This window comes from Pseudomonas sp. 008 (assembly GCF_016861935.1).
GTDB lineage: Bacteria > Pseudomonadota > Gammaproteobacteria > Pseudomonadales > Pseudomonadaceae > Aquipseudomonas.
In genome coordinates this window covers 107,614-132,010 of sequence record NZ_BOMA01000006.1, presented here as the reverse complement: position 1 = coordinate 132,010, position 24,397 = coordinate 107,614, and the positions used below count along the sequence as shown (strand labels likewise).

At 59.3% G+C, this 24,397-nt stretch carries 23 protein-coding genes, 4 tRNA genes and 1 pseudogene; 6 read left to right on the top strand and 22 right to left on the bottom strand.

Features of this window, described 5'->3' with window-relative positions; all coding sequences use genetic code 11:
- Window positions 1-277: 277 nt before the first annotated feature.
- The 12 genes from JUI81_RS14265 to JUI81_RS14210 form a co-directional block, all read right to left on the bottom strand.
- Window positions 278-1,240: a type II secretion system F family protein gene (locus JUI81_RS14265; protein WP_204124535.1), complete on the bottom strand. Its 963-nt coding sequence runs from the start codon at window positions 1,238-1,240 to the stop codon at window positions 278-280.
- A 29-nt stretch (window positions 1,241-1,269) separates the two neighbouring features.
- Window positions 1,270-2,256, bottom strand: a complete 987-nt coding sequence (locus JUI81_RS14260; protein WP_204124534.1) for a type II secretion system F family protein — start codon at window positions 2,254-2,256, stop codon at window positions 1,270-1,272.
- Window positions 2,253-3,695, bottom strand: coding sequence for a CpaF family protein (locus JUI81_RS14255; protein WP_204124533.1), 1,443 nt, complete (start codon window positions 3,693-3,695; stop codon window positions 2,253-2,255). Before JUI81_RS14255 ends, JUI81_RS14260 begins: the two co-directional genes overlap by 4 nt.
- Before the next feature lie 3 nt (window positions 3,696-3,698).
- Window positions 3,699-4,919, bottom strand: coding sequence for an AAA family ATPase (locus JUI81_RS14250; protein WP_204124532.1), 1,221 nt, complete (start codon window positions 4,917-4,919; stop codon window positions 3,699-3,701).
- The gene (locus JUI81_RS14245; protein WP_204124531.1) at window positions 4,913-5,407 is read right to left on the bottom strand and encodes a TadE/TadG family type IV pilus assembly protein; all 495 of its coding nucleotides are present in this window, start codon (window positions 5,405-5,407) and stop codon (window positions 4,913-4,915) included. The genes JUI81_RS14250 and JUI81_RS14245 overlap by 7 nt, the downstream gene beginning before the upstream one ends.
- Entirely contained in the window at window positions 5,407-5,907 is a 501-nt protein-coding gene (locus JUI81_RS14240) for a TadE/TadG family type IV pilus assembly protein (protein ID WP_204124530.1), read from the bottom strand. The genes JUI81_RS14245 and JUI81_RS14240 overlap by 1 nt, the downstream gene beginning before the upstream one ends.
- 8 nt (window positions 5,908-5,915) lie before the next feature.
- Window positions 5,916-7,253 (bottom strand): Tad domain-containing protein, encoded by a 1,338-nt coding sequence (locus JUI81_RS14235; RefSeq protein WP_204124529.1) that lies wholly within the window; start codon window positions 7,251-7,253, stop codon window positions 5,916-5,918.
- Window positions 7,254-7,329: 76 nt separating this feature from the next.
- Complete coding sequence (cpaB, locus tag JUI81_RS14230; RefSeq protein WP_204124528.1) at window positions 7,330-8,136, bottom strand: Flp pilus assembly protein CpaB; 807 nt, start codon at window positions 8,134-8,136, stop codon at window positions 7,330-7,332.
- A gap of 15 nt (window positions 8,137-8,151) precedes the next feature.
- Window positions 8,152-9,480, bottom strand: coding sequence for an AAA family ATPase (locus JUI81_RS14225; protein WP_204124527.1), 1,329 nt, complete (start codon window positions 9,478-9,480; stop codon window positions 8,152-8,154).
- A 2-nt stretch (window positions 9,481-9,482) separates the two neighbouring features.
- On the bottom strand, window positions 9,483-10,013 hold the full coding sequence (locus JUI81_RS14220) for a prepilin peptidase (protein WP_204124526.1): 531 nt from the start codon (window positions 10,011-10,013) through the stop codon (window positions 9,483-9,485).
- Between the two features lie 31 nt (window positions 10,014-10,044).
- A complete protein-coding gene (locus tag JUI81_RS14215; protein WP_204124525.1) occupies window positions 10,045-10,245 on the bottom strand; it encodes a Flp family type IVb pilin in 201 nt (66 codons plus the stop codon).
- A 154-nt stretch (window positions 10,246-10,399) separates the two neighbouring features.
- Window positions 10,400-10,603 carry a Flp family type IVb pilin gene (locus JUI81_RS14210; protein ID WP_204124524.1) on the bottom strand — a complete coding sequence of 68 codons (204 nt, stop codon included), beginning with the start codon at window positions 10,601-10,603 and terminating at the stop codon, window positions 10,400-10,402.
- A gap of 411 nt (window positions 10,604-11,014) precedes the next feature.
- On the opposite strand from JUI81_RS14210, the gene JUI81_RS14205 reads away from it, so the two are divergent.
- Window positions 11,015-11,878 carry a DNA-binding response regulator gene (locus JUI81_RS14205; protein ID WP_204124523.1) on the top strand — a complete coding sequence of 288 codons (864 nt, stop codon included), beginning with the start codon at window positions 11,015-11,017 and terminating at the stop codon, window positions 11,876-11,878.
- Between the two features lie 56 nt (window positions 11,879-11,934).
- On the opposite strand, the gene JUI81_RS14200 is transcribed toward JUI81_RS14205, so the two are convergent.
- From JUI81_RS14200 to JUI81_RS14185, 4 genes are all read right to left on the bottom strand, one after another.
- A tRNA-Gly gene (locus JUI81_RS14200) sits at window positions 11,935-12,010 on the bottom strand.
- Window positions 12,011-12,013: 3 nt separating this feature from the next.
- A tRNA-Glu gene (locus JUI81_RS14195) sits at window positions 12,014-12,089 on the bottom strand.
- A gap of 104 nt (window positions 12,090-12,193) precedes the next feature.
- Window positions 12,194-12,269, bottom strand: a tRNA-Gly gene (locus JUI81_RS14190).
- Window positions 12,270-12,271: 2 nt separating this feature from the next.
- Window positions 12,272-12,347, bottom strand: a tRNA-Glu gene (locus JUI81_RS14185).
- A 394-nt stretch (window positions 12,348-12,741) separates the two neighbouring features.
- Here JUI81_RS14185 and JUI81_RS14180 point away from each other — a divergent pair.
- Window positions 12,742-13,500: a hypothetical protein gene (locus JUI81_RS14180; RefSeq protein WP_019581205.1), complete on the top strand. Its 759-nt coding sequence runs from the start codon at window positions 12,742-12,744 to the stop codon at window positions 13,498-13,500.
- A gap of 110 nt (window positions 13,501-13,610) precedes the next feature.
- Here the strand turns inward: JUI81_RS14180 and JUI81_RS32230 are convergent, their stop codons facing one another.
- The 4 genes and pseudogenes from JUI81_RS32230 to JUI81_RS14165 all read right to left on the bottom strand — a co-directional run bounded on the left by JUI81_RS32230 (window position 13,611) and on the right by JUI81_RS14165 (window position 18,176).
- Window positions 13,611-14,474 (bottom strand): methyl-accepting chemotaxis protein, encoded by an 864-nt coding sequence (locus JUI81_RS32230; RefSeq protein WP_374707267.1) that lies wholly within the window; start codon window positions 14,472-14,474, stop codon window positions 13,611-13,613.
- Window positions 14,472-15,536: pseudogene (locus JUI81_RS32225) on the bottom strand (HAMP domain-containing protein); the annotation flags it as partial. The gene JUI81_RS32230 and the pseudogene JUI81_RS32225, both read right to left, overlap by 3 nt.
- Before the next feature lie 147 nt (window positions 15,537-15,683).
- Window positions 15,684-17,072 carry a PLP-dependent aminotransferase family protein gene (locus JUI81_RS14170; RefSeq protein ID WP_204124521.1) on the bottom strand — a complete coding sequence of 463 codons (1,389 nt, stop codon included), beginning with the start codon at window positions 17,070-17,072 and terminating at the stop codon, window positions 15,684-15,686.
- Window positions 17,073-17,414: 342 nt separating this feature from the next.
- A complete protein-coding gene (locus tag JUI81_RS14165) occupies window positions 17,415-18,176 on the bottom strand; it encodes an SDR family oxidoreductase (RefSeq protein ID WP_018926266.1) in 762 nt (253 codons plus the stop codon).
- Window positions 18,177-18,411: 235 nt separating this feature from the next.
- Here JUI81_RS14165 and JUI81_RS14160 point away from each other — a divergent pair, with 235 nt between their 5' ends.
- Window positions 18,412-19,416, top strand: a complete 1,005-nt coding sequence (locus tag JUI81_RS14160) for an NADP-dependent oxidoreductase (RefSeq protein WP_018926267.1) — start codon at window positions 18,412-18,414, stop codon at window positions 19,414-19,416.
- A 69-nt stretch (window positions 19,417-19,485) separates the two neighbouring features.
- On the opposite strand, the gene pyrF is transcribed toward JUI81_RS14160, so the two are convergent.
- Complete coding sequence (gene pyrF, locus JUI81_RS14155; RefSeq protein ID WP_204124520.1) at window positions 19,486-20,184, bottom strand: orotidine-5'-phosphate decarboxylase; 699 nt, start codon at window positions 20,182-20,184, stop codon at window positions 19,486-19,488.
- 292 nt (window positions 20,185-20,476) lie between these two features.
- Between pyrF and JUI81_RS14150 the strand changes: the two genes are divergently transcribed.
- From JUI81_RS14150 to xopAW, 3 genes are all read left to right on the top strand, one after another.
- Window positions 20,477-21,235: a response regulator gene (locus JUI81_RS14150; protein WP_019581208.1), complete on the top strand. Its 759-nt coding sequence runs from the start codon at window positions 20,477-20,479 to the stop codon at window positions 21,233-21,235.
- The gene (locus tag JUI81_RS14145; protein WP_204124519.1) at window positions 21,235-22,287 is read left to right on the top strand and encodes a HAMP domain-containing sensor histidine kinase; all 1,053 of its coding nucleotides are present in this window, start codon (window positions 21,235-21,237) and stop codon (window positions 22,285-22,287) included. Before JUI81_RS14150 ends, JUI81_RS14145 begins: the two co-directional genes overlap by 1 nt.
- A gap of 143 nt (window positions 22,288-22,430) precedes the next feature.
- Complete coding sequence (xopAW, locus tag JUI81_RS14140) at window positions 22,431-23,282, top strand: XopAW family type III secretion system calcium-binding effector (RefSeq protein ID WP_019581210.1); 852 nt, start codon at window positions 22,431-22,433, stop codon at window positions 23,280-23,282.
- Window positions 23,283-23,320: 38 nt separating this feature from the next.
- Here xopAW and JUI81_RS14135 read toward each other — a convergent pair whose 3' ends face one another.
- Entirely contained in the window at window positions 23,321-24,376 is a 1,056-nt protein-coding gene (locus JUI81_RS14135; protein ID WP_019581211.1) for an AI-2E family transporter, read from the bottom strand.
- Between the last annotated feature and the right edge of the window lie 21 nt (window positions 24,377-24,397).

Below are 24,397 nucleotides of genomic sequence, written 5' to 3'. Positions count from 1 at the left end.
TAGCAGTCGTGAGTCCGGCTGACGCGGTCGGCCTCCCCCAGAAACACATCTTTGAGACAACACCGAGGAGCTTAGCTGCTCTCGCCGGGTGTTCGGCCAACATACAAGGAGCGAGGCTTGCCCGCGAAAGCGATCTGTCTGCCACCATAGATGGCGGATATGACGGCCTCTTCGCGGGCAAGCCTCGCTCCAGGATATGTGCAGATCTATGAGAGGAAAGTGCAGATCAGACTCGGGTGGCAAGGCCATCGTGCTCGACAGCCTCCGCCCGTTTACCTTACCCGAATGCTCTCAATACCCCGATCAGGGCAGGGCCGATGGCGACCAGAAAGAAGCTCGGCCACAGGCAGAAAATCAGCGGAAATACCAGCTTGGTACCGACTTTCGCCCCCATCTCTTCGGCGGCTTGAGTACGCCGGTCACGGAATTCATCGGCATAGATGCGCAAGGTGTCGGCCACGCTGGTGCCGAAGCGGATACTTTGCGCCAACAGGCTGACCAATCCTTGCACGTCATCCAGACCAGTACGCACAGCCAGTTGCTTGAGCGCCTCGGTACTGGAAATGCCCGCGCGGATTTGCGCATTCACCAGAGCCAGCTCTTCAGCCAACTCAACCTGACTGACCGACATCTCTTCAGCCACCCGTTCAATGGTCGTCGGCAGGGCCAGGCCCGACTCCACGCACACCACCATCAGATCCAGCGCATCCGGAAACGCAGCACGCAGCCGACCTTGACGCGCCTGCTTGCGCTTGCCGACATACAGTGCCGGCAGCAGCCACCCGATACCGGCCATCATGACCACCAATAGCAGCCCCACGCTCAGCGAAATCTTCGGAATCATCGGCAATAGCAACAACGCAATGCCGACCAACATCAGTGGTAACAGCAAGCGCACCGCCCAATACATCTGCAATGCTGAAGAAGAACGGTACCCCGCGTGCGTCAACAGGGTCTGGGTGACGGACGCCTGAGCCGATTCGGTCGAGGCAAAACGCTGGCCGACCCGCTCCAGCAACAGTTGCAGGTTACCTGGAGCTTCCTGTCCGGCAGCGTTGCCTAAATGGCCACGCTTGATCAGCGCCAGACGGCGCTGCACCGGGTCCTGAAGCCCCAGCATCAGCAAGATCACGGCGACAATCGCCAGAACCGTACTCAAACCGACCGCACTGAGGAACAACAGGCGCGCCACCTCCTCGTTCCCCGTGACCCGACTGAACAACCCGAGTAAAAAATCCATGACCTGTACCTCCCGGTAGCGAATACCGCTTAAACCTGAATCCGGATGATTTTGCGTATCCAGAAAATTCCGATCAGCATGGCGCAGAAAGCCCCGATGATCAGCTTGTGGCCTAGGGGATCATTGAGCAGCACAGGCAGGTAGGTGGGGCTTGTGATAACGATCGCAATGGCCAGCACGAAGGGAATGGCCACCAGTATCCAGGCCGACATCCGCCCTTCGGCCGACAGGGTCTTGACCTTGCGCTGGAAGCGAAAGCGCCCACGGATCAGGCGACTCAGACGCTCCAGCACCTCGGTCAGATTGCCACCCGTCTCACGGTGAATAAGGATCGAGGTCACCAGCATCATCACCGTCATGCTCGGCATTCTCTCCAGCAAGCCGAGCATGGCCCGACGTACATCGTTGCCGTAGTTGATATCGGCGAAGGTCATACCGAACTCATGAGCGACCGGCCCCTTGTGCTCCTCGGCCACCAGGCGCAGGGTCTCGTTGAACGGGTGCCCGGCGCGCAAGGCCCGGCACATGGCATCCAGTGCATCCGGCAGGCCTTCCTCAAACTCAGCGAAACGTTTGCCACGGTCACGAAAAATTTTCAGCAGGGGTACCCAGAACACCCCGAAACCCGCCAACATCGCCATCCACCAGACTGACGAGATCATCCAGATCGAGATGCCCGCGCAGGCGCCCAGAAACAGCCCGAGCAACAGCACCCGATAAGCACGATATTCATGACCCGCCTGCTCGATTACCTGTGTCAGGTTCGCCATAAAGGGCAATTGCTCGAGCATGGCCTCCAGCGGCGACAAGCGCGTCAGGTATTTCTGTCGCAATACCGTCTGCATGTTGGGCAGATTGTTGGCTTTCTCCAGCACGTGCAAGCGGCCGCGGATGCGCTTGCGCATCTTGCCGGCCTCGCCGAACACCGGCACTACCACGCCCTGGGACAGGAGGAACACGGCGATAAACACCATGCCGAGGAAAATCAGAATGAATTCACCAGGAATTTGGCTCATGACTGCCGTGCCTCCATCCATTCAGGCCTGAACATCGTCAGCGGCAACTCGATGCCGCGCTTGGCCAGCACATCGCGGAAAGCCGGGATCATGCCGCTGGGGCGATAATCGCCGAGCACCTCGCCGTTTTCGCTCATGCCTTGACGCGCAAAGGAGAAAATTTCGGTCATGGTGATGATCTCGCCCTCCATGCCGTTGATCTCTTGCACGCTGACTAGCCGGCGCTTGCCGTCCTCCTGACGTTCCAGCTGGATCACCACATCGATGGCCGACGCGATCTGCTGCCGCATGGCCTTGATCGGGAAGGTCGCCCCGCTCATCGACACCATGTTCTCGACTCGCCCCAGCGCATCACGCGCGGTGTTGGCGTGGATCGTGGTCAACGAGCCGTCGTGGCCGGTGTTCATGGCCGTCAGCATGTCCAGCGCCTCGGCGCCACGCACTTCGCCGATCACAATGCGGTCCGGGCGCATCCGCAAACTGTTGCGCACCAACTCTCGCTGGCTCACCTCGCCACGCCCCTCGATATTCGAAGGCCGGGTTTCCAGGCGCACCACGTGGGGCTGCTGCAATTGCAGCTCAGCCGAGTCTTCGATGGTGACGATCCGTTCGTTGTGCGGGATGAAACTGGACAACACGTTGAGCATGGTGGTCTTGCCGCTGCCGGTACCGCCGGAAATCAGCACGTTCAAGCGCCCGCGGACAATTGCCTTGAGCAGCAGCGCAATGGCCGGGGTCAACGTGCCAACCTGGATCAGGCTGTCGGTATTGAGCAGGTCCACCGCAAAACGGCGAATCGACATGCTCGGGCCGTCGATGGCCAGCGGCGGGATAATCGCGTTAACCCGCGAACCGTCCTTGAGCCGGGCATCCACCAACGGCGAGGACTCGTCGATACGCCGACCCAGGCTGGACACGATGCGGTCGATGATGTTCAGCAAATGGTGATCATCGCGAAAACGCACATCGGTCCGTTGCAGTTTGCCGAAGCGCTCGACATAGACCGAGGCATAACCGTTGACCAGAATGTCGGACACGCTGTGATCGGCCAGCAACGGTTCCAGAGGCCCCAGGCCGAGCACCTCGTCGGTAATCTGCTTGATGATCAGCTGGCGGCTGGTGGTACTCACCGGTGCCGAATGCTCGTCGAGCAGGCGCTGGCAAATATCACGAATCTGCCGCGCGGCCTCGGCCTGTTCAAGGGCGTCCAGCATTGACAGGTCCATGACTTTGAGCAATTGCTGGTAGATCTTTTCCCGCCACTCGGCCTCCACCGGGGTGACCTGGCTTCTGGTTTCGTAAAGAACGTCCGGTGTTGCACGCTCCCACGCCATTATTTCCTCTGCCGGATCCAGCAGCTCGTCGCCCATCTGAGCAGCTGACGATGCAGCGGTTTTACCGGACTGTTTGCGCAAGCGGTTACGAAAGTCGCTGATCATGGGTCATCCCCCGAAAAAACGGTTGAAGGCGCGTTTGAGTAAGCCTTTGTTCCCGGCCACCTGTTGACCGACCAGGTCCTCGGTCATATCGCGCAGAGCGGAAGTAATCGCTGCCCTCGGCGCATGCAGCCCCAACGGCACGCCAGTGTTCTGACTCTGGCTGACCAGGTTGAAGTCGTTGGGTAATTTCGACAGATTCGTGCAGCGCAGTGCCTCGCCGATATCTTTGAGGCTGATCGCTGCTGCCTTGTCAAAGCGGTTGACCACGATCTGCAACTGATCGCCACGTACGCCCAGGTCGTCGCGAAGAATTCGCACCAGGGAGCTGGCGTCGCGCAGATGACTGACGCTCTGTTGCACCACCACGTACACCCTATCCACCTGTTCCAGCACGGAGCCGGTGAGGTGGTCGATTTGCCGCGGCAGGTCGATCACCACCCAGTCGTAGCTGGCGCGGGTTAACTGCAACAGCGTGTCGAGTTGCTCGGGTTGGGCATCCTGTGGCAGGCACAGCTCACCGGCCCGACCACCCAGTACATGCAAGGTGGGGCTGAAGTGACTGCAAAAACCGCGTAGCGCGACGCTGTCCATGCCATCGATCTGATGCAATACCTCCAGATGGCTGTGCGTCTGCGCCACATCCAGGTAATGGGTCACGCTGCCGAATTGCAGGTCCATGTCCAGCAGCAGGGTACTGCCGCCCTTGACGCTGAGCTGTTGAGCCAGGTTGCAAGCCAGCAAGGTTCCGCCGGAGCCGCCCTTGGCGCTCATCACGGCGATCAATTTGCCTTCTGTCCCGCTGCCGGTGCGAACCTCCATGACCAGGCGATTCAAGGCGGCAACCAGTTCTGTCTCGGCGATAGGCTCCGGCAGCACGTCCCGGGCGCCGGCCTGCATCGCTAGGCGCATACCTTCCTGCTCGCTCAGCAGGCCGCACACCAACATCGGTGGACGCTCATGGGCCGGGCGCTGCAACAGCGCCGCCAATTCTTCGCGCCACAGATGGCTAACGCGCAGCAGCAACAGATCGGGCATGCGGTCCAGACCGTAGAGCGGGTCGACATGCCCATTGCTCACCAGACGAGTGCTCACCTCCAGGCAGGGCATGCGCTGGCAGACGCTCTGCAGATCGCGCAACGAGGTGGCATCACGGCTGCTGATCAGCAACCTCAGCCCAGCCTTGCCGGTCGAAGTGGAGAGCGGGGTATCCTTGGTATTCAGCATGGTGTGATCTCCCCGGAATCGGAATGACGCCCGAGGCTTTCGCGTGGCAAGGTTGCCTTGAATGCAGGCAAGGTAATGGGCACGCCGAACCCGGGAATAAACAGATTGAAAACGAAGCCTTGCAGACTCAACTGGACATAACGGATGGCACGAAAACCGTTGACGCTAACCAGGTCGCCGGGGTTGGCCACCACAGCACCGTTAACATCCAGATAGGTCAGCGTCAGGTTGGTGGTGGCCAGATTCTTGATCAGTTGGCTCGTACCGGCGTCGGTCGCGGCATTGAAGATTGCTCGCCGCAAGACCACCGGATCGCTGATGTTGCACACCGCTGCCAGGCGCGCACCACGCCGCGCGGCTTCATCCAGCGCATTGACCGTAAAGTACAGCCGGCCCATTTCCAGCACACCGAACAACAGCGTGAATACCAGCATGCCAATGATGGCGAACTCCACGACATAGATGCCGCGCATGCGTTTGCGATTCATCACAGTGCCCTCATGACAGTGGTGGCGACCAGCGGAATGCTCAGCGCAATCGGGTTACCAAAAAAACCCGGAATCGAGCCGGCACAATTGCCACTGCCAATCACCGGGCAGAAGTTGTAGGTGATGGTGACTCGCACATGGTCGGGGTGGGTGGGATCGGCGCCCAGCGTGGAGACTGTCACCATGCCGGTCGTCAACCCTGACACCACCGCGGTCCCGGTATTTGCAGGCACACCATAGACCGCAACATTTTTCGTCTGGGTCTCCAGCGTGCTGCCACTCGGAACAATGGCGGCGCCGAGGGTCGAGTTCCATGCCTGGCTGGCGACGAAACGGTCGGCATCACGACTGGCCTGCAGCAGAACGTTGTACTGATAGAGCATGCGGCCGAACTCTCCGAAGGCCAGCAACAGCAGCAGCAACACCGGCAGGACAAGGGTGAATTCCACCAGTGCCACACCCTGCTGGGCCTGTGGTCGTTTAAATACGTGAAGTCCCATGACGCCTCCTACGAGTCTGTGCTCGGAGTGCCAGTGCCGCTGCCAATGTAGGTTTTGTAGAGCTGAATGATCTGCGGGCCAGAATCGGTGGATGGCGAGGGGCCGGCCACGTTATCGCCTTCGCACTCCTTCACAAACTGTCCGAATATCTGCGACTCGGTGCCGCCGTTACTCATTGGCTGCACCACGAAATAGCAGCCAAAACCCAGGACGGGAACCGAGGTGGTGCCGCTCAGTTTGCCGGAGCAGTCGCCCACCACGATTTTCATCATCCGGCGCTCGAATACCCCACCGCTCTGACAGCCACTGCCGGATCCGGCCACACACGCGGTAGTGCTCGCACGCCAGTCGTTGTAGTCCAGTATTGCGTTGGTGCCCGCCGTGAGATTACCGCCGCTCGAGGTGACAGGTTGCCCCTGGTACATCTTTTGTTGTGTTGAGTCGTCGTAAGTGATAGCGGGGGTACTGGACGTGGTCACCAGGTCCGGCGGATAGTCCGAGGCACTGACCGGGCCGTCATAGATGCCGAAGCGCGTATTAAATCCTTGAGAGGTAGGGCCGACCTTGTTGCCAGGGGCAGTCTGGACGTTTTGCCCCACGTTGCGGCAAACCGTGCCACCGCCGGCCATGTCATCCCTGACCGTACTGCCGCCCGAGCCAAAGTCCAGCAACTGAAAGTTGCCTGGACCAATGGGGGATGAATTGCCGGCAGCCGTCTTCAGTACCTGCAAATCACCAAACTGGAAGCCCCAGAACATGCCGGCGGCCGGGTCATATTTAGTCGGGTCGCCACAGACCATCAAAGGTGCGAGATCACAAGGACTGGCAGGGCTGGGTCCAGCGGTGGCGATCGCCGCCACCGCTTTGTTCCCTACGGCGCCTAATGTCTGGGCGAAGTTCCAGAAAAAACCCTTCAGGCTATAGCTCGGTACCGATACCCGAACGTATTTAGCATCCGAAGGCCCTGGATAGGAGAAAGGTCCATAGACGGTTTTCGCCAGTTCCACCACTGCAAATGCGCCTGGGTTGCCGGCGACCGCCGTTGCCAATTCGGTATTGCCCGTGGCATTGGCATTTTGCGTCAGCGTGTTGAGCGCGGCGGTGCGCGTCGCGCTGGCCATGTTGGCAGCACCTTCCACCTGAAGCAGGGTTTTGGCGCCACTCAGGGCGGCGGCGTCCACCGCATTCTGCAGGCGCGTTTTGTTCAGCAACATGTGTCCGCCGTCCAGCGCCAACGCCGCCATCATCGCCATCGCCGCCAACGCGATTACCATCAATACGCTCACCGATCCTTCCTGGCGCCTTGGCGTCGCAGTGAACGGCTGCTGAATTCGAAGATTCATCATCAAGCCCTCATGTTGCCGATGCTGATCCGGATCGGCTCCGCCAGTACCGTGGTGCCAGGCACCCTCTACCACCCTGTCAACGAACTTTCACTACGCTGGTCTGGATCCCGCGGATGATGGTGACAGCCCCGCCACCGTCGCCACGTTGCACCACGCGTTTTTGCACCGGGGCGGCGGCCACAACCATGGGGGCCGGCGCAACAGGCGCGGCGGTCACGATTTTTTTCTCGGAGTTCAGCGGGTTGCGCAGGGTCAGTTGCAGTTTCCCTTCAGTTTGTGCCGTGACCAGGGTTTCAGCCTCTGCGGTCGTCATCTCCAGTGTCACTGCTCGCACTACCACCGGTTGGGTCTTGTCGGTACCCGCCGTCTGGTCCACCGCCAACACCCGCAAGTTCTCGAGGATGGTCCTGGACACGGCGCTGTTACTACCGGCACTGGTGGTTTTGGTCGCCAGTACATCGACCCGGTTACCTGGCAGAAGGAATCCACCGACACCGACCACATCGTCCACGCGTACCGATATGGCACGTTTGTCTGTGGCAATCAGAGAGGCCAGGGTACTGCCACCCAAGTGCTCGCTCAGGCGTGCGCCACGCATCACGTCACCACGCAAGATGTCGAACGTTGCGATCTTGCCCACGGCCTTGTCGCTGGAATCGAGCGCATCGTCCGGGATCGTGTCCATGGGCATGCGCACGGTCGTGACCTGTTGGGCCTCGACCATCTGCCCGAAGGGAATTTCTACCGTGGCAACCACCACGCTTCGAAGGTGGTCATCCGGGGTGGCATTGAGCCGGGCGCTCAGCCAGGAGTCGGCCATCCATGCGGCACCAAGGCCCATGACCAGGGAAACGCCTATCAGGGGAAGAGTACGAGAGCTCATGTCAGTATCTCCGTATCAAGAAAAGTCGAGCTGGACGAAATAGTTGTGCCAGGCCCATTCCAGCTCCTGCGGCGACAGGTTCCCGGAACCGCCCATATAACGCTGACGATCGAGGGCCATGTTCAGGAGGTCGCGGGGATGGCAAGGCACCAGGGGCATGCCTTCACTTGCATAAAGCCTTTGCAGTACATAACGCAGCAGCAGCGGGTCAAAAGGAATGCCCAGACGCTCGCTTTCCTGACGCCAGATTTTTTCGTACTCCTCGGGCTTCAGGTAACCGAACTGCAGCTTGTAGCCAATCCGCCGCAGGAAAGCCTCGTCGGCCAGCTCCAGGGGATTGAGGTTGGTGGAGAACACCAGAATCAGATCGAACGGCAGCTCGCAATGCCGACCGCCGCCCAGGTTGAGGAAATCGCGTTTCTCTTCCATCGGGACAATCCAGCGATTCAACAGCTCGGCGGGGGCCATGCGCTGGCGTCCCATGTCATCGATGATGAACAGGCCATTGCTGGCCTTGAGCTGCAAGGCGGCCTGGTACTGACGGGTGAAGGGGTCATAGCGAACGTCCAGCTGTTCCATGCTCAACTCACCGCCCGTAATAACGATCGGGCGTTTGCAACACAGCAGTCGACGATCGATCCCTTCGTTGAGCATCAGATTGTTCTGTTGACTGTTGTCATCCAGACGCTGATGCACCTGCGGGTCATAAATCTCGATCACCGACTCGTTGATCACGATGGCATGCGGCACCCAGATGGCCTCGGCGAACAGACGAATCAGCCGACTGCTGACATAGGTCTTGCCGGTACCCGCGGGACCATAAATCATGATCGCGCGCCCGGAGTTCAGGGCCACACCCAGTTGATCGAGCATCCCCTCCGTGAGCACTACGCCGGTAAGGGCCTTATGCATATCGCTCGAGCTGATGCGACCATGGTGAATGGTCTGGATTTTGATCAGGGAACGGTAGGTGCTCACCGGGAAAGGTGCCGCACCGATATAGCCACTTCGCGACAGGGCATCGCGGGCGGCACTGCGACCGCGTTCGGTCAGGCTATAACGCAACATCTGCCCAGCCGTTTGGCCCATCTGGCCAAGCACTTCGATACGGCCATCCTTGCGCAGGAACGCCAGGACTTCTTCAAGTACAGCGCCAGTCAGCGCCAGGCGCTCCACCAGCCGCGGCATGTCCAGCACGCCGGCGTCGTACAAATGCTTGCATACCAACTCACCGAGAAAACTGTCTGTCAGACCCGTCTCGCGGATTGTGCACGGCTGAGGAGCCAGTCGTTGCACCGCTTCCCGATCGCTGGAGTAGGCATCACTATCGACAATGACGTGCATGACTAACCTCCCAATCCACCGGCAACCAGTTGCCAGTAGACGCTGTTCAAAGTGCCTATCAAGATTGCAATCGAATAAGGAAAAGGCTTGCCGGCTACTTCATCCGAAGTGGGCGCCAGATACGCTTGCGCTATCAGAATCAGCCAATAGCGCCCCAAGGTCTGAAGTAATTGACCGCGAACCAGCACGATCAAAAAACCGCATACGCCGCCGGCAATCAGGCTGAACAAGGCAGCCCACAACGCGTAATGGACTGGCAACAAACTACCGACCATTGCCATCAACTTGACGTCGCCGGCGGCCATGCCACCCACGGCGTACATGGGCAGAAACAGCCCAAAACAGATCAGCATACCTAACAGGCTGTCACCCAATCCGCTGAAACCACCTGAATAAGTCTGACCGGCCAATCCCAAGACAAGACCCAACAGAACCAGCATGTTGGGGATACGGTGGCGAAGCAGATCGCTCACCACCGCGACGCCCAGCAGTCCTAGCAGTACAACTGTCGATACCAGCAATTCCATGGACATGGCGCGTCTCCCCTGGCAGGAATTATCGTTATCAGCAAGCTGTACCGCCGTTAGTGGCAATGGCATTGCATAGCGCCTTGATTTGGACATTCACATTTTGCCCAAGGGTAGTGAACGCCACGACAACACCTACCGTAATCAACCCACCCGCCACCGCGTATTCCACAATGGTCAGGCCATCCTCGTCTTTGATGAACTTCAGTACCGAAGTCTTGATGGTTTGCAGAATCATTTTGCTCACCTCTCTAGCGGCCATGCTGCTCAAAACACACATTGGCAGAGACGAAGCGAAGCCCACTTAGAAAAATATCCGGCAGCCCTATCAGCAAAATAGAGGCACGAACTACTCGATGGACATCACCGCGTCTCCCCCACCGGAATCATCGTTATGGGCAAGCTGTCCCGCCGTTAGCAGTAAGGGCATTGCACAGTGCCTTGATTTGGACATTCACATTTTTTCCAAGGGTAGTGAACGCCACGACAACACCTACCGTAATCAACCCACCCGCCACCGCATACTCCACAATGGTCAGGCCGTCTTCGTCTTTGACGAACTTCACGACCGAAGCCTTGATTGCTTGAATGATCATTTTGCCCACCTCACTCGAATGTTGTTTTTTCGGGAGGCAGTACGTTCTGCACTGCCTGATGCAACCCTAGTCAGGGGCAAGGCATGGGCGTTAGGAAGATTTTGCACATCACTAGGACTTTTTTGCGGGCGCTTCCAAAAGCGGTTATTGGCCTTTGCAGAAGTAGCAGGAGGGGTCAAACAAGGAATGGCTCGCGAATACCACTGACTTCGATTTACAAGCGACGAGCGGCTGATACCTGGTTCATAGACGACACACCAACAGCCAGTTGCCTGGGACTGATTTCCAGGCAACGCATAGAGCGGACAGGACTAAAAATCGACTTTCTTATCAGGATTTAATCTGCAAAGTGATAGCACGTTAGCAATACTACTCAGCGAAGAGGGGCCCGTAGAACCGCAGAGTAGAGACATGACGTCCAACATGACCAGAAGGCCATCGCTGCTATGGTTCGATCTGACTCACGATCGTTCCACGAAGGAACTCATCGCGCAGTTCGAGGACACTTGTGACTGCAAACTGGCGAAAAATTCCGTGCTGCCCAGCGGGGAACAGGCAGACATGATCTGCGTCCATTTCGATCGCCCCGACACCCCCGGCTTGAGGTTGTTGCTGGAGATCAAACGCACCACTCCTACCATCCCGATTACCATGTTCACCGTACAGCACTCAGAAGAACTGGCCGTCTGGGCCATGCGCTCCAGTGTCTGGGAGTACATGGTGCTCCCGCTCACCAACGCCGAGAGGAAGCGCTACCTGACGGCACTGCTGCAGCTCTGCGAATTGCGCCGCAATGCCGGTCAGGACAAGACATTGCTGATCGACCACTCGCCCACTCTGCCGGACAGCATCCGCCTGACCTCCGGGCACCAAAAACACCAGGCGTTGAGCCATATCATGCTGTACATCGACCAGCACTTTCGGGACAGCATCGATCAGAGGGATTTGGCCAAGCGCTGCGGCATGACGACATTCCGCTTCAGTCGCCTGTTCAAGGAAGCCAATGGCGTCGGTTTCACCGATTACATCCTGGACAAGCGCATGAGCTTCGCGAAACAACTGCTCGACAACAGCCAGATGCCGATTACCAGCATCGGCTATGAGGCCGGCTTCAAGGATCCTTCCTACTTCGCCCGCGCCTTCAAGCAGTTCGTCAACTGCACGCCCAGCGAATACCGTTTGGCCAGCCAACTTAGAGCGGTAGCAGCGCAGCCGGCACTGGAAGATACAACCATTGAAGCGCTTGAAAGCCTGGTGCAGAGCCTTGGAAATTGAGATTTTTTTACGCGCATAAAAAAACGCCGCTCAAATGAGCGGCGTTTTTTTGAATTTGGAGCGGGAAACGAGACTCGAACTCGCGACCCCGACCTTGGCAAGGTCGTGCTCTACCAACTGAGCTATTCCCGCAAATGGCGTCCCCTAGGGGACTCGAACCCCTGTTACCGCCGTGAAAGGGCGGTGTCCTAGGCCACTAGACGAAGGGGACACGCTGCCCGGAACACATGGTGTGTGTTTCGGTGCCCAGACCCGCATCCGAAGACTTGGTTCTGGTTTCACTCAGCCTTGCCCGAAAGCAACGCTGTTTAAAATTGGAGCGGGAAACGAGACTCGAACTCGCGACCCCGACCTTGGCAAGGTCGTGCTCTACCAACTGAGCTATTCCCGCATTGGCGTCCCCTAGGGGACTCGAACCCCTGTTACCGCCGTGAAAGGGCGGTGTCCTAGGCCACTAGACGAAGGGGACACACGTACAACATTCACTCCCTACCGCGTTTCGCTGTGTGCTTTACGCTGTAAGTGGCGCGCATTCTATGGATGGATTGAGGGGTCGTCAACCCCCAGATATAAATTTATTTAAATCAATGACTTCGCCCTGCTTTTGGCAGCGATTCAGGCTTTTGTGTCGCCTGACCTTTGGCGCCTATATTCTGGCATCCACCAAGACGCTATAGTCCATGCCGAGATGATGGCAATGTGCACCTCGCACGCTATTTACTTATAGAAGCGGCATTGCGGCCGATATAAGAAGAGCTATAGCCGATTCACTCGTCGAGCAGCCCTATGCGCCCATATGCCAAGCCAACTACACTCGACTCGAACGCGAACCCCATAAAGAGGTCTTACCGGTGACACCACTCATGATCACCCTGCTAGTCGTAGCCGGGATCGCACTATTGATCGCCATTGGCTACATGAACCATGTGGTGGAAAACAATAAGCTGGAAAAAGCCCGCACCAAGGTTGAACTCAACGACCGCCTGCGTCGCTGCGGCGAAATCACCGAGACCTTTCCCGGTCAGTTCATGACACCCGCACTCAAGCTGCTGTTGACCCGCCTGGAACTGAACGTCTGCCAGCGCCTGCTCAACCTGGAAAAAACCAGTGCCACGCTAAAGGCACGGATTACCGAGCTGAGTGCCTTGGTTGCCCAAGGTGAATCGATCCCGGTCAACAACCCGCCGGCACCGATCCAGACCGAAGCCAAGGCCAAAGACGTGCGCTTCCTGCTGGAAGCCATTCATGGCCAGATCACCCGCGCCGCACAGGACGGTTTCTTGCCGGCCAACGAAGCCAAGCGCTGGATCCGTGAAGTGCGGCATATCCTGGTCCTGCTGCACATCGAATTCTTCAACAACCTTGGCCAGCATTCCCTGCAACAAAACCAGCCAGGCCAGGCCCGCCTGGCCTTCGAACGCGGCGTGCAGTACCTGCGCAAACAACCGGAGCCTCAGGTCTATAGCGAACAACTCGAGTACCTGGAGAAACTCCTGGCCCGCGCCAACGACCAGGTCATGGACAAGATCGCCCCGGTTGAAGGCGAAGTGAACCAACTGACTGAAGGGCTCAAAGACGTCGAGGCGGATGCCGACTGGAAGAAGAAAGTGATCTACGACTGATCATGCAAATACTGAAAAGCCACCGGGTCAGGTGGCTTTTTTTTGCGTTGGGATTGATGGCTGCCAGAATCAATAGATTATCCGGACGCAGCCCGAGCCTTCGGCAGCTGCTACAGCTTGAAATGCCCCACCATCCCCCTCAACTCACTCCCCAACTGCGCCAGTTCAATACTCGACGCCGCATTGCCCTGCATCGCCAATGAAGACTGATCCGCACTGGCGCGAATGCTCGTGACGCTACGATTGATCTCCTCGGCCACCGAGCTCTGCTCCTCCGCAGCCGCCGCAATCTGCTGGTTCATCTGCTGAATCAGCGACACCGCCGCCGCAATACTCCCCAACGCACTTTCGGTCTGCAACGCATCGCTTACCGCCAGCTTCACCAACTCGCCACTACTCTGAATCTGCTGCACCGACGACTGCGCCGCCAAGCGCAAGGCACTGACCAGACGTTCGATTTCCTCGGTCGATTGCTGGGTTCGCCTGGCCAGCGCCCGAACCTCATCGGCCACCACCGCAAAGCCCCTGCCCTGCTCGCCGGCGCGCGCCGCCTCGATGGCCGCATTGAGCGCCAACAGGTTGGTCTGCTCGGCAACGCTTTTGATCACGCTGAGCACTGTGCCGATGTTCTGGATTTCTGCACTGAGGCTTTCGATGCTGGAGCTGGCCGAGGTGGCGGAGTCCGCCAGTTGCTCGATCCGTGCCATGCTCTGACGCACCACCTGCTGACCGCTTTCGACCTTGTCGTCGGCAGTCTGCGCCGCCTGGGCAGCCTCCTCCGCGTTACGTGCGACGTCGTGCACCGTGGCGGTCATCTGGTTCATCGCGGTGGCGACCTGCTCGGTTTCTTCTTTCTGGCTGCTGACTTCAAGGTTGGTCTGCTCGGTCACCGCCGACAGCGATTGAGCAGAGCTAGCCAGTTGTTCGATACCGGCCTGCAAACCACTGACAATGCTGCTGAGCCCGGCACCCATTTGCTGCATGGCTTGCATCAACTGGCCTATCTCGTCACGGCGGGTCACCTCAATTGTCGCGCTCAAATCGCCCGCGGCGATCTGCTGGGCAACGCGGATCACGCTGCGCAACGGTGCGACGATCAACCGGGTAATCACCCACGCGGCAATCAGCCCGACCAGCAAGGCCAGCGCCGAGGAACCGATGATCAACAGCGAGTTCTTTTTCAGCTCTGCCTGCATCGACCGGTCTTCGGCAACGTAGGCCTGATCCACCCGTTCCACCACTTGCGCGGCGCGCTGGTGGAGTTGCTCGGAGACAGTCTTTTCCTGCGCCAACAGGCCGGTGTACTCGGCGAGTTTTTCAGTGAAACTGCCGATATGACCGGACACTTCATTGAGGACCGTCTGGTAACCCTCATCCTTTACGGTAGCTTTCAACTGTTCGGCCTGGGCCAGCGCCTGGTCGGCTTGCTCGATCTTGCCCTGCCCGGCACTGTCGTCGCCCTTGCGGCTCTGATCCAGGCGTACGTGCGCTTCGTTCATGGCCTGCAACATCAGCCGCGAGACCTGGCTGACCTGATTCGCCTGCTCGATGAATTGCGCGCCGTCCTTGCCCTCGGACTCCTTCAAGGCATAGGCGCCATCATCGCTAAGCCCGGCCTGCAGCACATCGAGGTTATTGGCCACACTGGACACCGACCAACTGGCCATTTCCAGCGCCAGATCCTTGGCCTGACTCAGCGAGACGAACTCGTCAAAGGCCTTGCGATAAGCCCCCAGAGACTGTTCGACGTCATTCATGACCGGCACGTTGTCTGCGGACTGAGCCTTGAGCTCGGTCGCCAGCGCGATCAACGCGTCCACCCCCGCGTGCAAGGCGTCCACGGTTTTCGGGTCGCCGCGCAAGGCGTACTCCTGCTCAAGCAGACGCACCTTGAGCAAACCGCTGTTGAGCGACGACATCTGCTTGAGCCCATCGAAGCGATGACTGATGGTTTGCAGGGACCATACGCCGATGGCCGCCACCAGGGCTGTCAACAGCAGCACCAGTACAAACCCGACACCCAGTTTTTTCGCCATACCGAGGTTGGCAAAACGTCCTTGCACGGCCGAAATCATTGCGCTTAGTCCCCTGCCATTGTCTGTGAATGCAGATTCGCAACGGGCTTGTGCCAACACAAGTCTCTAGCGTCGGAATAATGGCCAAAAGCTACGTCAGCGTCGTTTTCAGAACGCTTGAGGTCGATCCCGAGCGGTAGCCTGAAAAAATGCCCGCGCGCGGGGATCACAGGCATAGGCAACGTTGATGCGCTGCCAGTCATGGGCCTGGCCGGAGGGGCTGAATGCCGTTGCGCATGACAGCAGGATGCCGAAGCGTCGCGCCTGAATCCGCACCTGAACGGCGTCGGACTTGCGCGATCGCGCCCAGATGAACAGGCCACCTGCAGGTTTGCCGAAAACCTCCCATTCCGCGTCTTCAAGCACCTGCAAGGCCGCGTCCCTGTCGGTGCTCAAACGCTGGCGCTGACGCTGCACCAATTTGCGATAGGCACCACTGGCCAATAAAGAAGCCAGAACCGATTCGCAGAACCGTGAAGCGCCCATGCTGCTGATCATCTTGACCTCGGCCAGTCGCGCAATGACGTCGGCACCCGCCACGACAAAGCCGACCCGCAACGAACTGCTGAGGGTTTTGGAGTAGCTGCTGACGTAGATCACGTTGTCATCGATACCCAGTGCCGCAAGACGCGTCCCGGGACCGCGGTACAAATCCGCATAGACGTCGTCTTCGATCACCAGTACGCCATGGTTTCTGGCCAGCTGCAGAACCTGCCGAGCCACGCCCAAGGTCAAACTGCTGCCGGTGGGGTTGTGATAAAAGCTGTTGATGAACAAGCCACGGGGTTTGTATTTCAGCAACAGTGCCTGGAGTGCTTCGGTGTCGGGTCCGTGAGGCGTTCGAGGGACTTCGATCATGCTGACCCCGTGCAGCCTGAGCAAATCGAACAGCATCGAATAACCGGGGTTCTCCACCACCACGCAATCGCCCGGTTTGAACAACGTGCGCACGATCAGGTCGAGCCCATGACTGGCACCCGCCGTGGTGAGGATTCGACTTTCATCCACCGCGATATCCAGCTGTTTCAGTCGTTTGAGGATCTGTTGGCGCAGGGCAAGCAGGCCCAGCGGTGTGCTGTAGTTGAACAAACCGGCCATGTCGGTGCGGCTGACCTGGCGTATGGCATAGCTCAGGTCGTCAGTCTCACGCCAGCTTTCGGGTAATCCACCGCAACCCAGCTTCAGATCGCCCGCGACGCCATTCTGCTGCTCAACCCCCTCGAACCAGGAAAAATCCCGTTGCCCGTGAGCGGCAAGCTTCGTTGCCGCGACAAAGAAACCCGCCCCGCTACGCGTCGCCAGCACACCTTGAGCCACTAACCGTTCACAGGCCTCGACAACACTGGATTGGCTGAGCAGATTGATCCGCGCGATTTGCCGCACGGAAGGCAAACGCGTCCCCGGCGACACCTCGCCACGATGGAGCCATTCGGTCATCGCGTCGACGATTTGCTGCACGACCGGCACCAATGCCTGTCGATCGATTCTCAACTCCATGAGCAAGCAAACTCCTGTCTGTTTTGCGGAAAACAGTTAATCACAGGAGCGCTCGACAAGATGTGCGACAAAACCGCCAAAACCGTCGATTCTAACCATTTGAAACACAATGCCCGGTGCTTTCACGGAACCTGGCGCCGAACGATAAAAACCTGGAGCGGGCTTGTGTGGCGAGGGGGCTTGCCCCCGTTCGGCTGCGAAGCAGTCGTAAATCCAGACAACTCGGTCCGTCTGGACGGGCGCCGGGGGCCGCTTCGCGACCCAACGGGGGCAAGCCCCCTCGCCACACAAGCCCGCTCCCACAACATCCACAGATTCCAAACCATCGCGGCCTGGAAAGAGTTAAAACGCCGTAACCCCACCATCCACCGCCAGCGAATGACCGGTGGTGAACGCCGCGCCGTCGCTGCACAGGTACAGCACCGCGCTGGCAATCTCCTCGACCTTGCCGATACGTCCGACAGGGTGCATGGCATTGGCGAACTCGCCCTTCTTCGGGTCCGCTTCATAGGCACGACGGAACATGTCGGTGTCGATCACCGCCGGGCATACCGCATTCACGCGAATCTTTTTCTTGGCGTATTCGATGGCCGCCGATTTGGTCAGGCCGATCACCGCATGTTTCGAGGCGGCGTAGATGCTCATCTTCGGCGCAGCCCCCAGGCCGGCGACCGAAGCGGTATTGACGATCGCGCCGCCACCCTGGGCCAGCAGCAATGGCAACTGGTACTTCATGCACAGCCAGACGCCTTTGACGTTGACGCCCATGATCGCGTCGAACTCATCGAGCGTGCCCTCGGCCAGTTTGCCTTTCTCGATTTCGATGCCGGCATTGTTGAAGGCATAGTCGAGACGGCCGTAGGCATTCACTACCTCGTCCATCAGATTTTTTACATCGCTTTCCACAGTGACATTGCAGCGCACGAAGGTCGCTTCACCGCCGGCAGCGCGAATCAGCGCCACAGTGCCTTCACCACCGGCCACGTCCAGATCGGCCACCACCACTTTCAACCCTTCGGCGGCGAACGCCAAAGCGGTTGCGCGGCCAATCCCATTGGCCGCGCCCGTCACAACGGCGACCTGGCCGGAAAACGTCATGCTCATTGTTATGTCCTCGAAGAGAAGAATGTGGGGAGTCACGTGTTTTCAGTTAGCCACAGTGCCCTGTGACACGGCAGCACTATCAGAAGGCCGGTTGGGCGCCCATGAGTGGCAGTGATGGAACCACCGCCCTGACTATCACTGCACTGGATCGATGTGCATTCGCCGTGTCAGCCAACCTTGCAGCATCGTCAATGAAGGTCTATCAACAAGACTTCATTCACCTTGAGTGCCTGTCATGACTACCCAGACCAATCGCCAGTTCCTGCTCGCCAAACGCCCCGTGGGGCCAGCTACCCGCGAGACGTTCACCTATCAAGAAGTACCGGTCGGTGAGCCTGCGGCAGGTCAGATCCTGGTCAAAAACGAATACCTGTCCCTGGACCCGGCCATGCGTGGCTGGATGAACGAGGGCAAGTCCTACATCCCGCCGGTCGGCATTGGCGAAGTCATGCGCGCACTGGGCGTAGGCAAAGTCATCGCCTCGAACAATCCGGGCTTTGCTGTCGGGGACTACGTCAACGGCGCCTTGGGTGTGCAGGATTACTTCCTTGGCGAGCCGCGAGGTTTCTACAAGGTCGATCCGAAACTGGCGCCGCTGCCGCGTTATTTATCCGCACTGGGCATGACCGGAATGACCGCCTACTTCGCCCTGCTCGATGTCGGCGCGCCGAAAGCCGGTGACACCGTGGTGTTGTCGGGTGCGGCTGGCGCGGTGGGCAGCATTGCCGGGCAAATCGCCAAGATCAAAGGTTGCCGGGTGGTCGGCATCGCCGGCGGCGCGGACAAGTGCAAGTTCCTGATCGATGAGCTGGGTTTTGATGGTGCCATCGATTACAAGAACGAAGACGTGATCGCCGGCCTCAAGCGTGAATGCCCGAAAGGCGTCGACGTGTATTTCGATAACGTCGGCGGCGATATTCTCGACGCCGTGCTGAGCCGCCTGAACATGAAGGCACGGGTGGTGATTTGCGGTGCCATCAGCCAGTACAACAACAAGGAAGCGGTCAAAGGCCCGGCCAACTACCTGGCGTTGCTGGTCAACCGCGCGCGGATGGAAGGCTTCGTGGTGATGGATTACGCTGCGCAGTTCGCCGCTGCCGGGCAGGAAATGGCCGGCTGGATGGCCAAGGGGCAGCTCAAGAGCAAGGAAGACATCGTCGAGGGACTGGAAACATTCCCGGAGACGCTGATGAAGTTGTTCAGCGGCGAGAATTTCGGGAAGTTGGTGTTGAAGGTTTAACCCAATATCTGAAAAGAGCACAAAACCCTGTGGGAGCGGGCAAGCCCGCTCCCACAGGGTCCGTGACGCTTAAGCGATTTCTGCGACGACCGCCGCCAACGCCTTGGCCGGATCCACCGCCTGGCTGATCGGACGGCCGATCACCAGGTAATCGGAACCGGCATCCAGCGCCTGACGCGGCGTCAGGATGCGGCGCTGATCGTCCAGGGCACTGCCCGCCGGACGAATCCCCGGCGTCACCAGTTGCAACGACGGGTGGGCTGCTTTCAAGGCCTGGGCTTCCTGGGCAGAGCAAACCAGACCGTCCATCCCGGCCTTTTCCGCCAACGCAGCCAGGCGCAGCACCTGCTCCTGCGGCTCGATGTCCAGGCCGATACCCGCCAGATCCTCACGCTCCATGCTGGTCAGCACGGTCACGCCGATCAACAGCGGTTTCGGGCCGCTGCGCTGATCGAGCACTTCACGGCAGGCGGCCATCATGCGCAGGCCGCCGGAGCAGTGCACATTGACCATCCATACGCCCATTTCCGCAGCCGCCTTGACGGCCATGGCGGTGGTGTTCGGAATGTCGTGGAACTTGAGGTCCAGGAACACTTCAAAGCCCTTGTCGCGCAAGGTGCCGACGATTTCCGAAGCGCAACTGGTAAACAGTTCTTTACCGACTTTGACCCGGCACAGTTTCGGGTCCAGTTGATCGGCCAGCTTCAGTGCGGCGTCACGGGTGGGGAAATCCAGGGCGACGATGATAGGCGTCTGGCAGGCGGACATGAGTGGGCTCTCAGGCAAGTCGAAATCGGCGCGCATTGTAGCGGAACCAGCGCCGCTGCGGGACCCGATGATCGGTAATTCGTCGTCGCGGCTCAGGCAAGACTAGCTGCTGCAGCAATTGTGTCGACCCCGATACACACACGACACGCCCACAACACCCTTCAACGCTACCCTCGTCAGCCGCAACAAGTCCTACAGCACTTCCCGCCTCACGGCCGGACGCCTATGCTGAAGCCACAACCTCGCAGCCTATCTTTGTGGTTGGCAGCCTACCTGGCAGATGAACGCACGCATGCACAACTCCCCAGCACCTCTGAACGACGATCAAAAAGCGCCGGCCGATGACAAACGCTGGAGCATTCGCGCCCTGATCGTCGACGATGACGTTCCGATCCGCGAACTGATGATCGACTACCTGGCCCGTTTCAATATCCACGCCAGCGGCGTCTCCGATGGCGCCGCCATGCGTCAGGCGCTGCAAGCCGAGCATTTCGATGTGGTGGTGCTCGATCTGATGCTGCCGGGCGAAGATGGTTTGTCGCTGTGCCGCTGGCTGCGCGCCGAATCGGACATCCCGATTCTGATGCTCACCGCCCGCTGCGAACCCACCGACCGGATCATCGGCCTGGAACTGGGTGCCGACGACTACATGGCCAAACCGTTCGAACCACGGGAACTGGTCGCCCGAATTCAGACCATTCTGCGTCGGGTGCGTGACGACCGCACCGAACAGCGTGCGAATATTCGCTTCGACAACTGGCGATTGAACAGCGTGTTGCGCCAGTTGATCGCCGCCGATGGCCTGGTGGTGCCGCTGTCCAACGCCGAATTCCGTTTGCTTTGGGTGTTCATCGAACGGCCGCGCCGGGTGCTCAGCCGCGAACAACTGCTGGACGCAGCGCGCGGTCGCTCGATCGAAGCGTTTGATCGCAGCATCGATCTGCTGGTGTCGCGTCTGCGCCAGAAACTGGGCGACGACCCGAAAGCCCCGCAGTTGATCAAGACCGTTCGTGGTGAGGGTTATCTGTTCGACGCACGAGACATCAGCTGATGCGTGCGCGCTTCGATACGCTGTTCGGCCGCCTGTTCGGCGTGCTGTTGGTGGCGATCGTACTGGCGCACTTGTTAGCTTTTTTATGGTTCAAACATTACGGGCCGCCCCCTCCTCCCCCTCCGCCGCCGGGGTTTTCCGAGCACTTCGAGGGCCCTCCCCCACCAATGGACCCGCGTTTCGGCAATCGACCACCGCGGCCATGGTTCGGCGGGCCGCTGGTGCCACTGACCTTTCAGTTTGTCTCGCTGATCATCGCCGCCTGGTACGGCGCCAAGCTATTGACCCGCCCGATTCAGCGCCTGAGCGACGCCGCTGAGCGCCTGAGTGAAAATCTCGACAGTCCGCCGCTGGATGAGTCCGGCCCACGGGAAGCGCGGCAAGCGGCGCACACTTTCAACCTGATGCAGAAACGCATTCTTGAACAAATGCAGCAACGTTCGCGCATGCTCGGCGCGGTGTCCCATGACCTGCGCACACCGCTGTCGCGGCTCAAGCTGCGGCTGGAACAGATCGACGATGAGAAGCTGCAAGGCCAGATGCGTCAGGACCTGGACGACATGATCGGCATGCTCGATTCCACCCTCACTTACCTGCACGAACAGCGCACCAGCGAGGCGCCACAATGGATGGACGTGCAAGCGCTGGTGGAGTCCCTGAGCGAAAACGCCCAGGATCAGGGCGCCGACGTCCAGGCCCGCGGCCATTGCGCCCCGCTGCAGGTTCAACCGATGGCTTTGCGCTCGTGCATCAACAACCTGCTGGACAACGCCTTGCGTTATGCCGGGGACGCGCTGATCACGCTTGAGGACAGTCGCGAACAACTGGTGATCCGAGTCATTGACCATGGCCCGGGTATCGCGGCGGATAAACGTGAAGCGGTGTTTGAACCGTTCTTTCGCCTGGAAGGTTCGCGTAATCGCAATTCCGGCGGCGTCGGCCTGGGCATGACCATCGCCCGGGAAGCCGCGGAGCGTTTGGGCGGACAGTTGAGCCTGGAAGAAACCCCCGGCGGTGGTCTGACCGCCGTCATCCGCCTGCCCCGCGTCTAAGCCTGCCCCCACAGGATCGGGGGGCTAACTCGATAAGCTGTGTGTACCCATCGGTACAAATCCCACATACCCACGACAACTTGCCCCTTGAGGCTGCATAAACCGGTGCACCCACCGGTTTCCCATTCCAAGGAGTGAGCACAATGATCGGTAGTGTCAGCAGCTACACGAGCTATACCAGCACCAGCAGTACCGCCACCAACAGCGCCCGCAGCCAGCAATTCCAGAAAGAACTGCTCGCCAAACTCGACAACAACAGCGACGGTGCGGTGGATCAGGATGAGCTCAAGAGCGCCCTGTCGCAGAAATCCGACGATGGTCTGCTGGTCAGCCTGAGCAAGAACTTCAGCGACCTGGACAGCGACGAAAGCGGCAGCCTGAGCAGCGAAGAAATGGCCGCGATGGCCCCTCCGCCGCCACCGCCGCACGATCAGGCACCGAACACCGAGCTGGCCGATGCGCTGATCAGCGCGCTGGACACAGACGGCGACGGCGCCATCAACAGCGATGAGCTGAGCAATGGCCTGACCAGCACTGGCAGCACGGCCGACAGTTCGGAAATTTTCTCGGCCCTGGACAAGAATGAAGACGGCACCGTCAGCCAGGAAGAACTCGCCGCCAGCCTGACCCCGCCGCCACCGCCACCTCAGCAGATGTCCAGCGAAGAGCTGTTCAGCCAACTCGATACCGACAGCGATGGCAGTGTCACGGCCACGGAACTGAGCAGCGCGTTGCAGGCGAGCGACAGCACTTCATCGACCGCCACCGACACCAGCGCCGCGTTGCTCAAAGTACTCGATAGCGACAGCAGCGGTGGCGTCAGCAGCGATGAACTGAAAGCCGTCCTGCAAGCCGGCCGCGAGCAGAACTCCGACAGCTCCACCCATCAGTTCAACGTGACCGAAGCCCTGAACAAAATGATCGCCAACCTGAGCAAGCAGTATTCGCTCGACAACGTGGCGACCGTGGGCAAACACCTGAACGTGGCGACCTGAGTCAAAAAACTTCGCGGCCCTAAGACCCAACAAAAAACTTAGGGCCGGCGATCTTCAACCCGAGCCTGGCTCTTGCTCCAATCGGTCAACAGGCTGTAAGCCACTGCCAACAACGTCGGGCCGATGAACAGGCCGATAAACCCGAACGCAATCAACCCGCCAAACACCCCAAGCAGCACAATTACCAACGGTAAATTCCCGCCCCGGCTGATCAGGTACGGCTTAAGCACGTTATCGACCCCGCTGATAATGAACATGCCCCAGATCCCGAGGAACACCGCCATTCCGTACTCACCCTTCCAGGCCAGCCACGCCGTGGCCGGAATCCACACCAATGGCGGCCCCATCGGAATCAGGCTCAACAAGAAAGTCACGATCCCCAGTACCAGCGCCCCAGGCACGCCGGCAATCAGGAAGCCAATCAACGCCAGCACCGCCTGCGCCGCCGCTGTACCGATCACCCCGTTGACCACCCGTTGCACGGTGCCCGCCACCAGTTCGATGTAATACCCGGCGCGGTCGCCAATCAGCCGCTCCAGCAACCCATGGACAAACACCGCCAAACGCGGCCCGTCCCGGTAGAAAAAGAACACAAACACGATACTCAGCGTCAACTCGAGGATCCCGCCACCAATCTGCGCACTGCGTGCCAGCAACCAGTTACCGACCTGACCCAGATAGGGCTTGATCGCCAACATCATCGCCGCACCCTGCTGATCAATGCTGTTCCAGATCCCTACCAGCCGCTCGCCGACCAAAGGAATACTGCCAACCCAGGCCGGCGCTTCGGGCAGACCATCGACCTGCACATCCTTGATGAACGCCGTGGCATCTCGCACGTGATCCGCCAGGTTGAACCCCAGCCACACCAGCGGCACCGCCACCAGCAGCATCCAGCCGAGGGTCAGTAACAGCGCCGCCAGGGATTCACGACCATTGAGCCAACGAGTCAACAGACGCATCAACGGCCAACTGGCAAACGCCAGCACCGCGCCCCAGAACAGTGCCGACCAGAACGGCGCCATTACCCATAAACTCGCGCCAAACAGCACCAGCAGCAGGATCTGCACCAACAGCCGATCGTTATTGACCATGTAAGATCCCGAAAAAAGTCA

Bases quoted from the DNA above. Each gene is read 5' to 3' on its own strand.
- JUI81_RS14265 (WP_204124535.1), bottom strand. From the start codon at position 1,240: ATGGATTTTTTACTCGGGTTGTTCAGTCGGGTCACGGGGAACGAGGAG.
- JUI81_RS14260 (WP_204124534.1), bottom strand. From the start codon at position 2,256: ATGAGCCAAATTCCTGGTGAATTCATTCTGATTTTCCTCGGCATGGTG.
- JUI81_RS14255 (WP_204124533.1), bottom strand. From the start codon at position 3,695: ATGATCAGCGACTTTCGTAACCGCTTGCGCAAACAGTCCGGTAAAACC.
- JUI81_RS14250 (WP_204124532.1), bottom strand. From the start codon at position 4,919: ATGCTGAATACCAAGGATACCCCGCTCTCCACTTCGACCGGCAAGGCT.
- JUI81_RS14245 (WP_204124531.1), bottom strand. From the start codon at position 5,407: ATGAATCGCAAACGCATGCGCGGCATCTATGTCGTGGAGTTCGCCATC.
- JUI81_RS14240 (WP_204124530.1), bottom strand. From the start codon at position 5,907: ATGGGACTTCACGTATTTAAACGACCACAGGCCCAGCAGGGTGTGGCA.
- JUI81_RS14235 (WP_204124529.1), bottom strand. From the start codon at position 7,253: ATGATGAATCTTCGAATTCAGCAGCCGTTCACTGCGACGCCAAGGCGC.
- cpaB (WP_204124528.1), bottom strand. From the start codon at position 8,136: ATGAGCTCTCGTACTCTTCCCCTGATAGGCGTTTCCCTGGTCATGGGC.
- JUI81_RS14225 (WP_204124527.1), bottom strand. From the start codon at position 9,480: ATGCACGTCATTGTCGATAGTGATGCCTACTCCAGCGATCGGGAAGCG.
- JUI81_RS14220 (WP_204124526.1), bottom strand. From the start codon at position 10,013: ATGTCCATGGAATTGCTGGTATCGACAGTTGTACTGCTAGGACTGCTG.
- JUI81_RS14215 (WP_204124525.1), bottom strand. From the start codon at position 10,245: ATGATTCTGCAAACCATCAAGACTTCGGTACTGAAGTTCATCAAAGAC.
- JUI81_RS14210 (WP_204124524.1), bottom strand. From the start codon at position 10,603: ATGATCATTCAAGCAATCAAGGCTTCGGTCGTGAAGTTCGTCAAAGAC.
- JUI81_RS14205 (WP_204124523.1), top strand. From the start codon at position 11,015: ATGACGTCCAACATGACCAGAAGGCCATCGCTGCTATGGTTCGATCTG.
- JUI81_RS14180 (WP_019581205.1), top strand. From the start codon at position 12,742: ATGATCACCCTGCTAGTCGTAGCCGGGATCGCACTATTGATCGCCATT.
- JUI81_RS32230 (WP_374707267.1), bottom strand. From the start codon at position 14,474: ATGGGTGCCGGGCTCAGCAGCATTGTCAGTGGTTTGCAGGCCGGTATC.
- JUI81_RS14170 (WP_204124521.1), bottom strand. From the start codon at position 17,072: ATGGAGTTGAGAATCGATCGACAGGCATTGGTGCCGGTCGTGCAGCAA.
- JUI81_RS14165 (WP_018926266.1), bottom strand. From the start codon at position 18,176: ATGAGCATGACGTTTTCCGGCCAGGTCGCCGTTGTGACGGGCGCGGCC.
- JUI81_RS14160 (WP_018926267.1), top strand. From the start codon at position 18,412: ATGACTACCCAGACCAATCGCCAGTTCCTGCTCGCCAAACGCCCCGTG.
- pyrF (WP_204124520.1), bottom strand. From the start codon at position 20,184: ATGTCCGCCTGCCAGACGCCTATCATCGTCGCCCTGGATTTCCCCACC.
- JUI81_RS14150 (WP_019581208.1), top strand. From the start codon at position 20,477: ATGCACAACTCCCCAGCACCTCTGAACGACGATCAAAAAGCGCCGGCC.
- JUI81_RS14145 (WP_204124519.1), top strand. From the start codon at position 21,235: ATGCGTGCGCGCTTCGATACGCTGTTCGGCCGCCTGTTCGGCGTGCTG.
- xopAW (WP_019581210.1), top strand. From the start codon at position 22,431: ATGATCGGTAGTGTCAGCAGCTACACGAGCTATACCAGCACCAGCAGT.
- JUI81_RS14135 (WP_019581211.1), bottom strand. From the start codon at position 24,376: ATGGTCAATAACGATCGGCTGTTGGTGCAGATCCTGCTGCTGGTGCTG.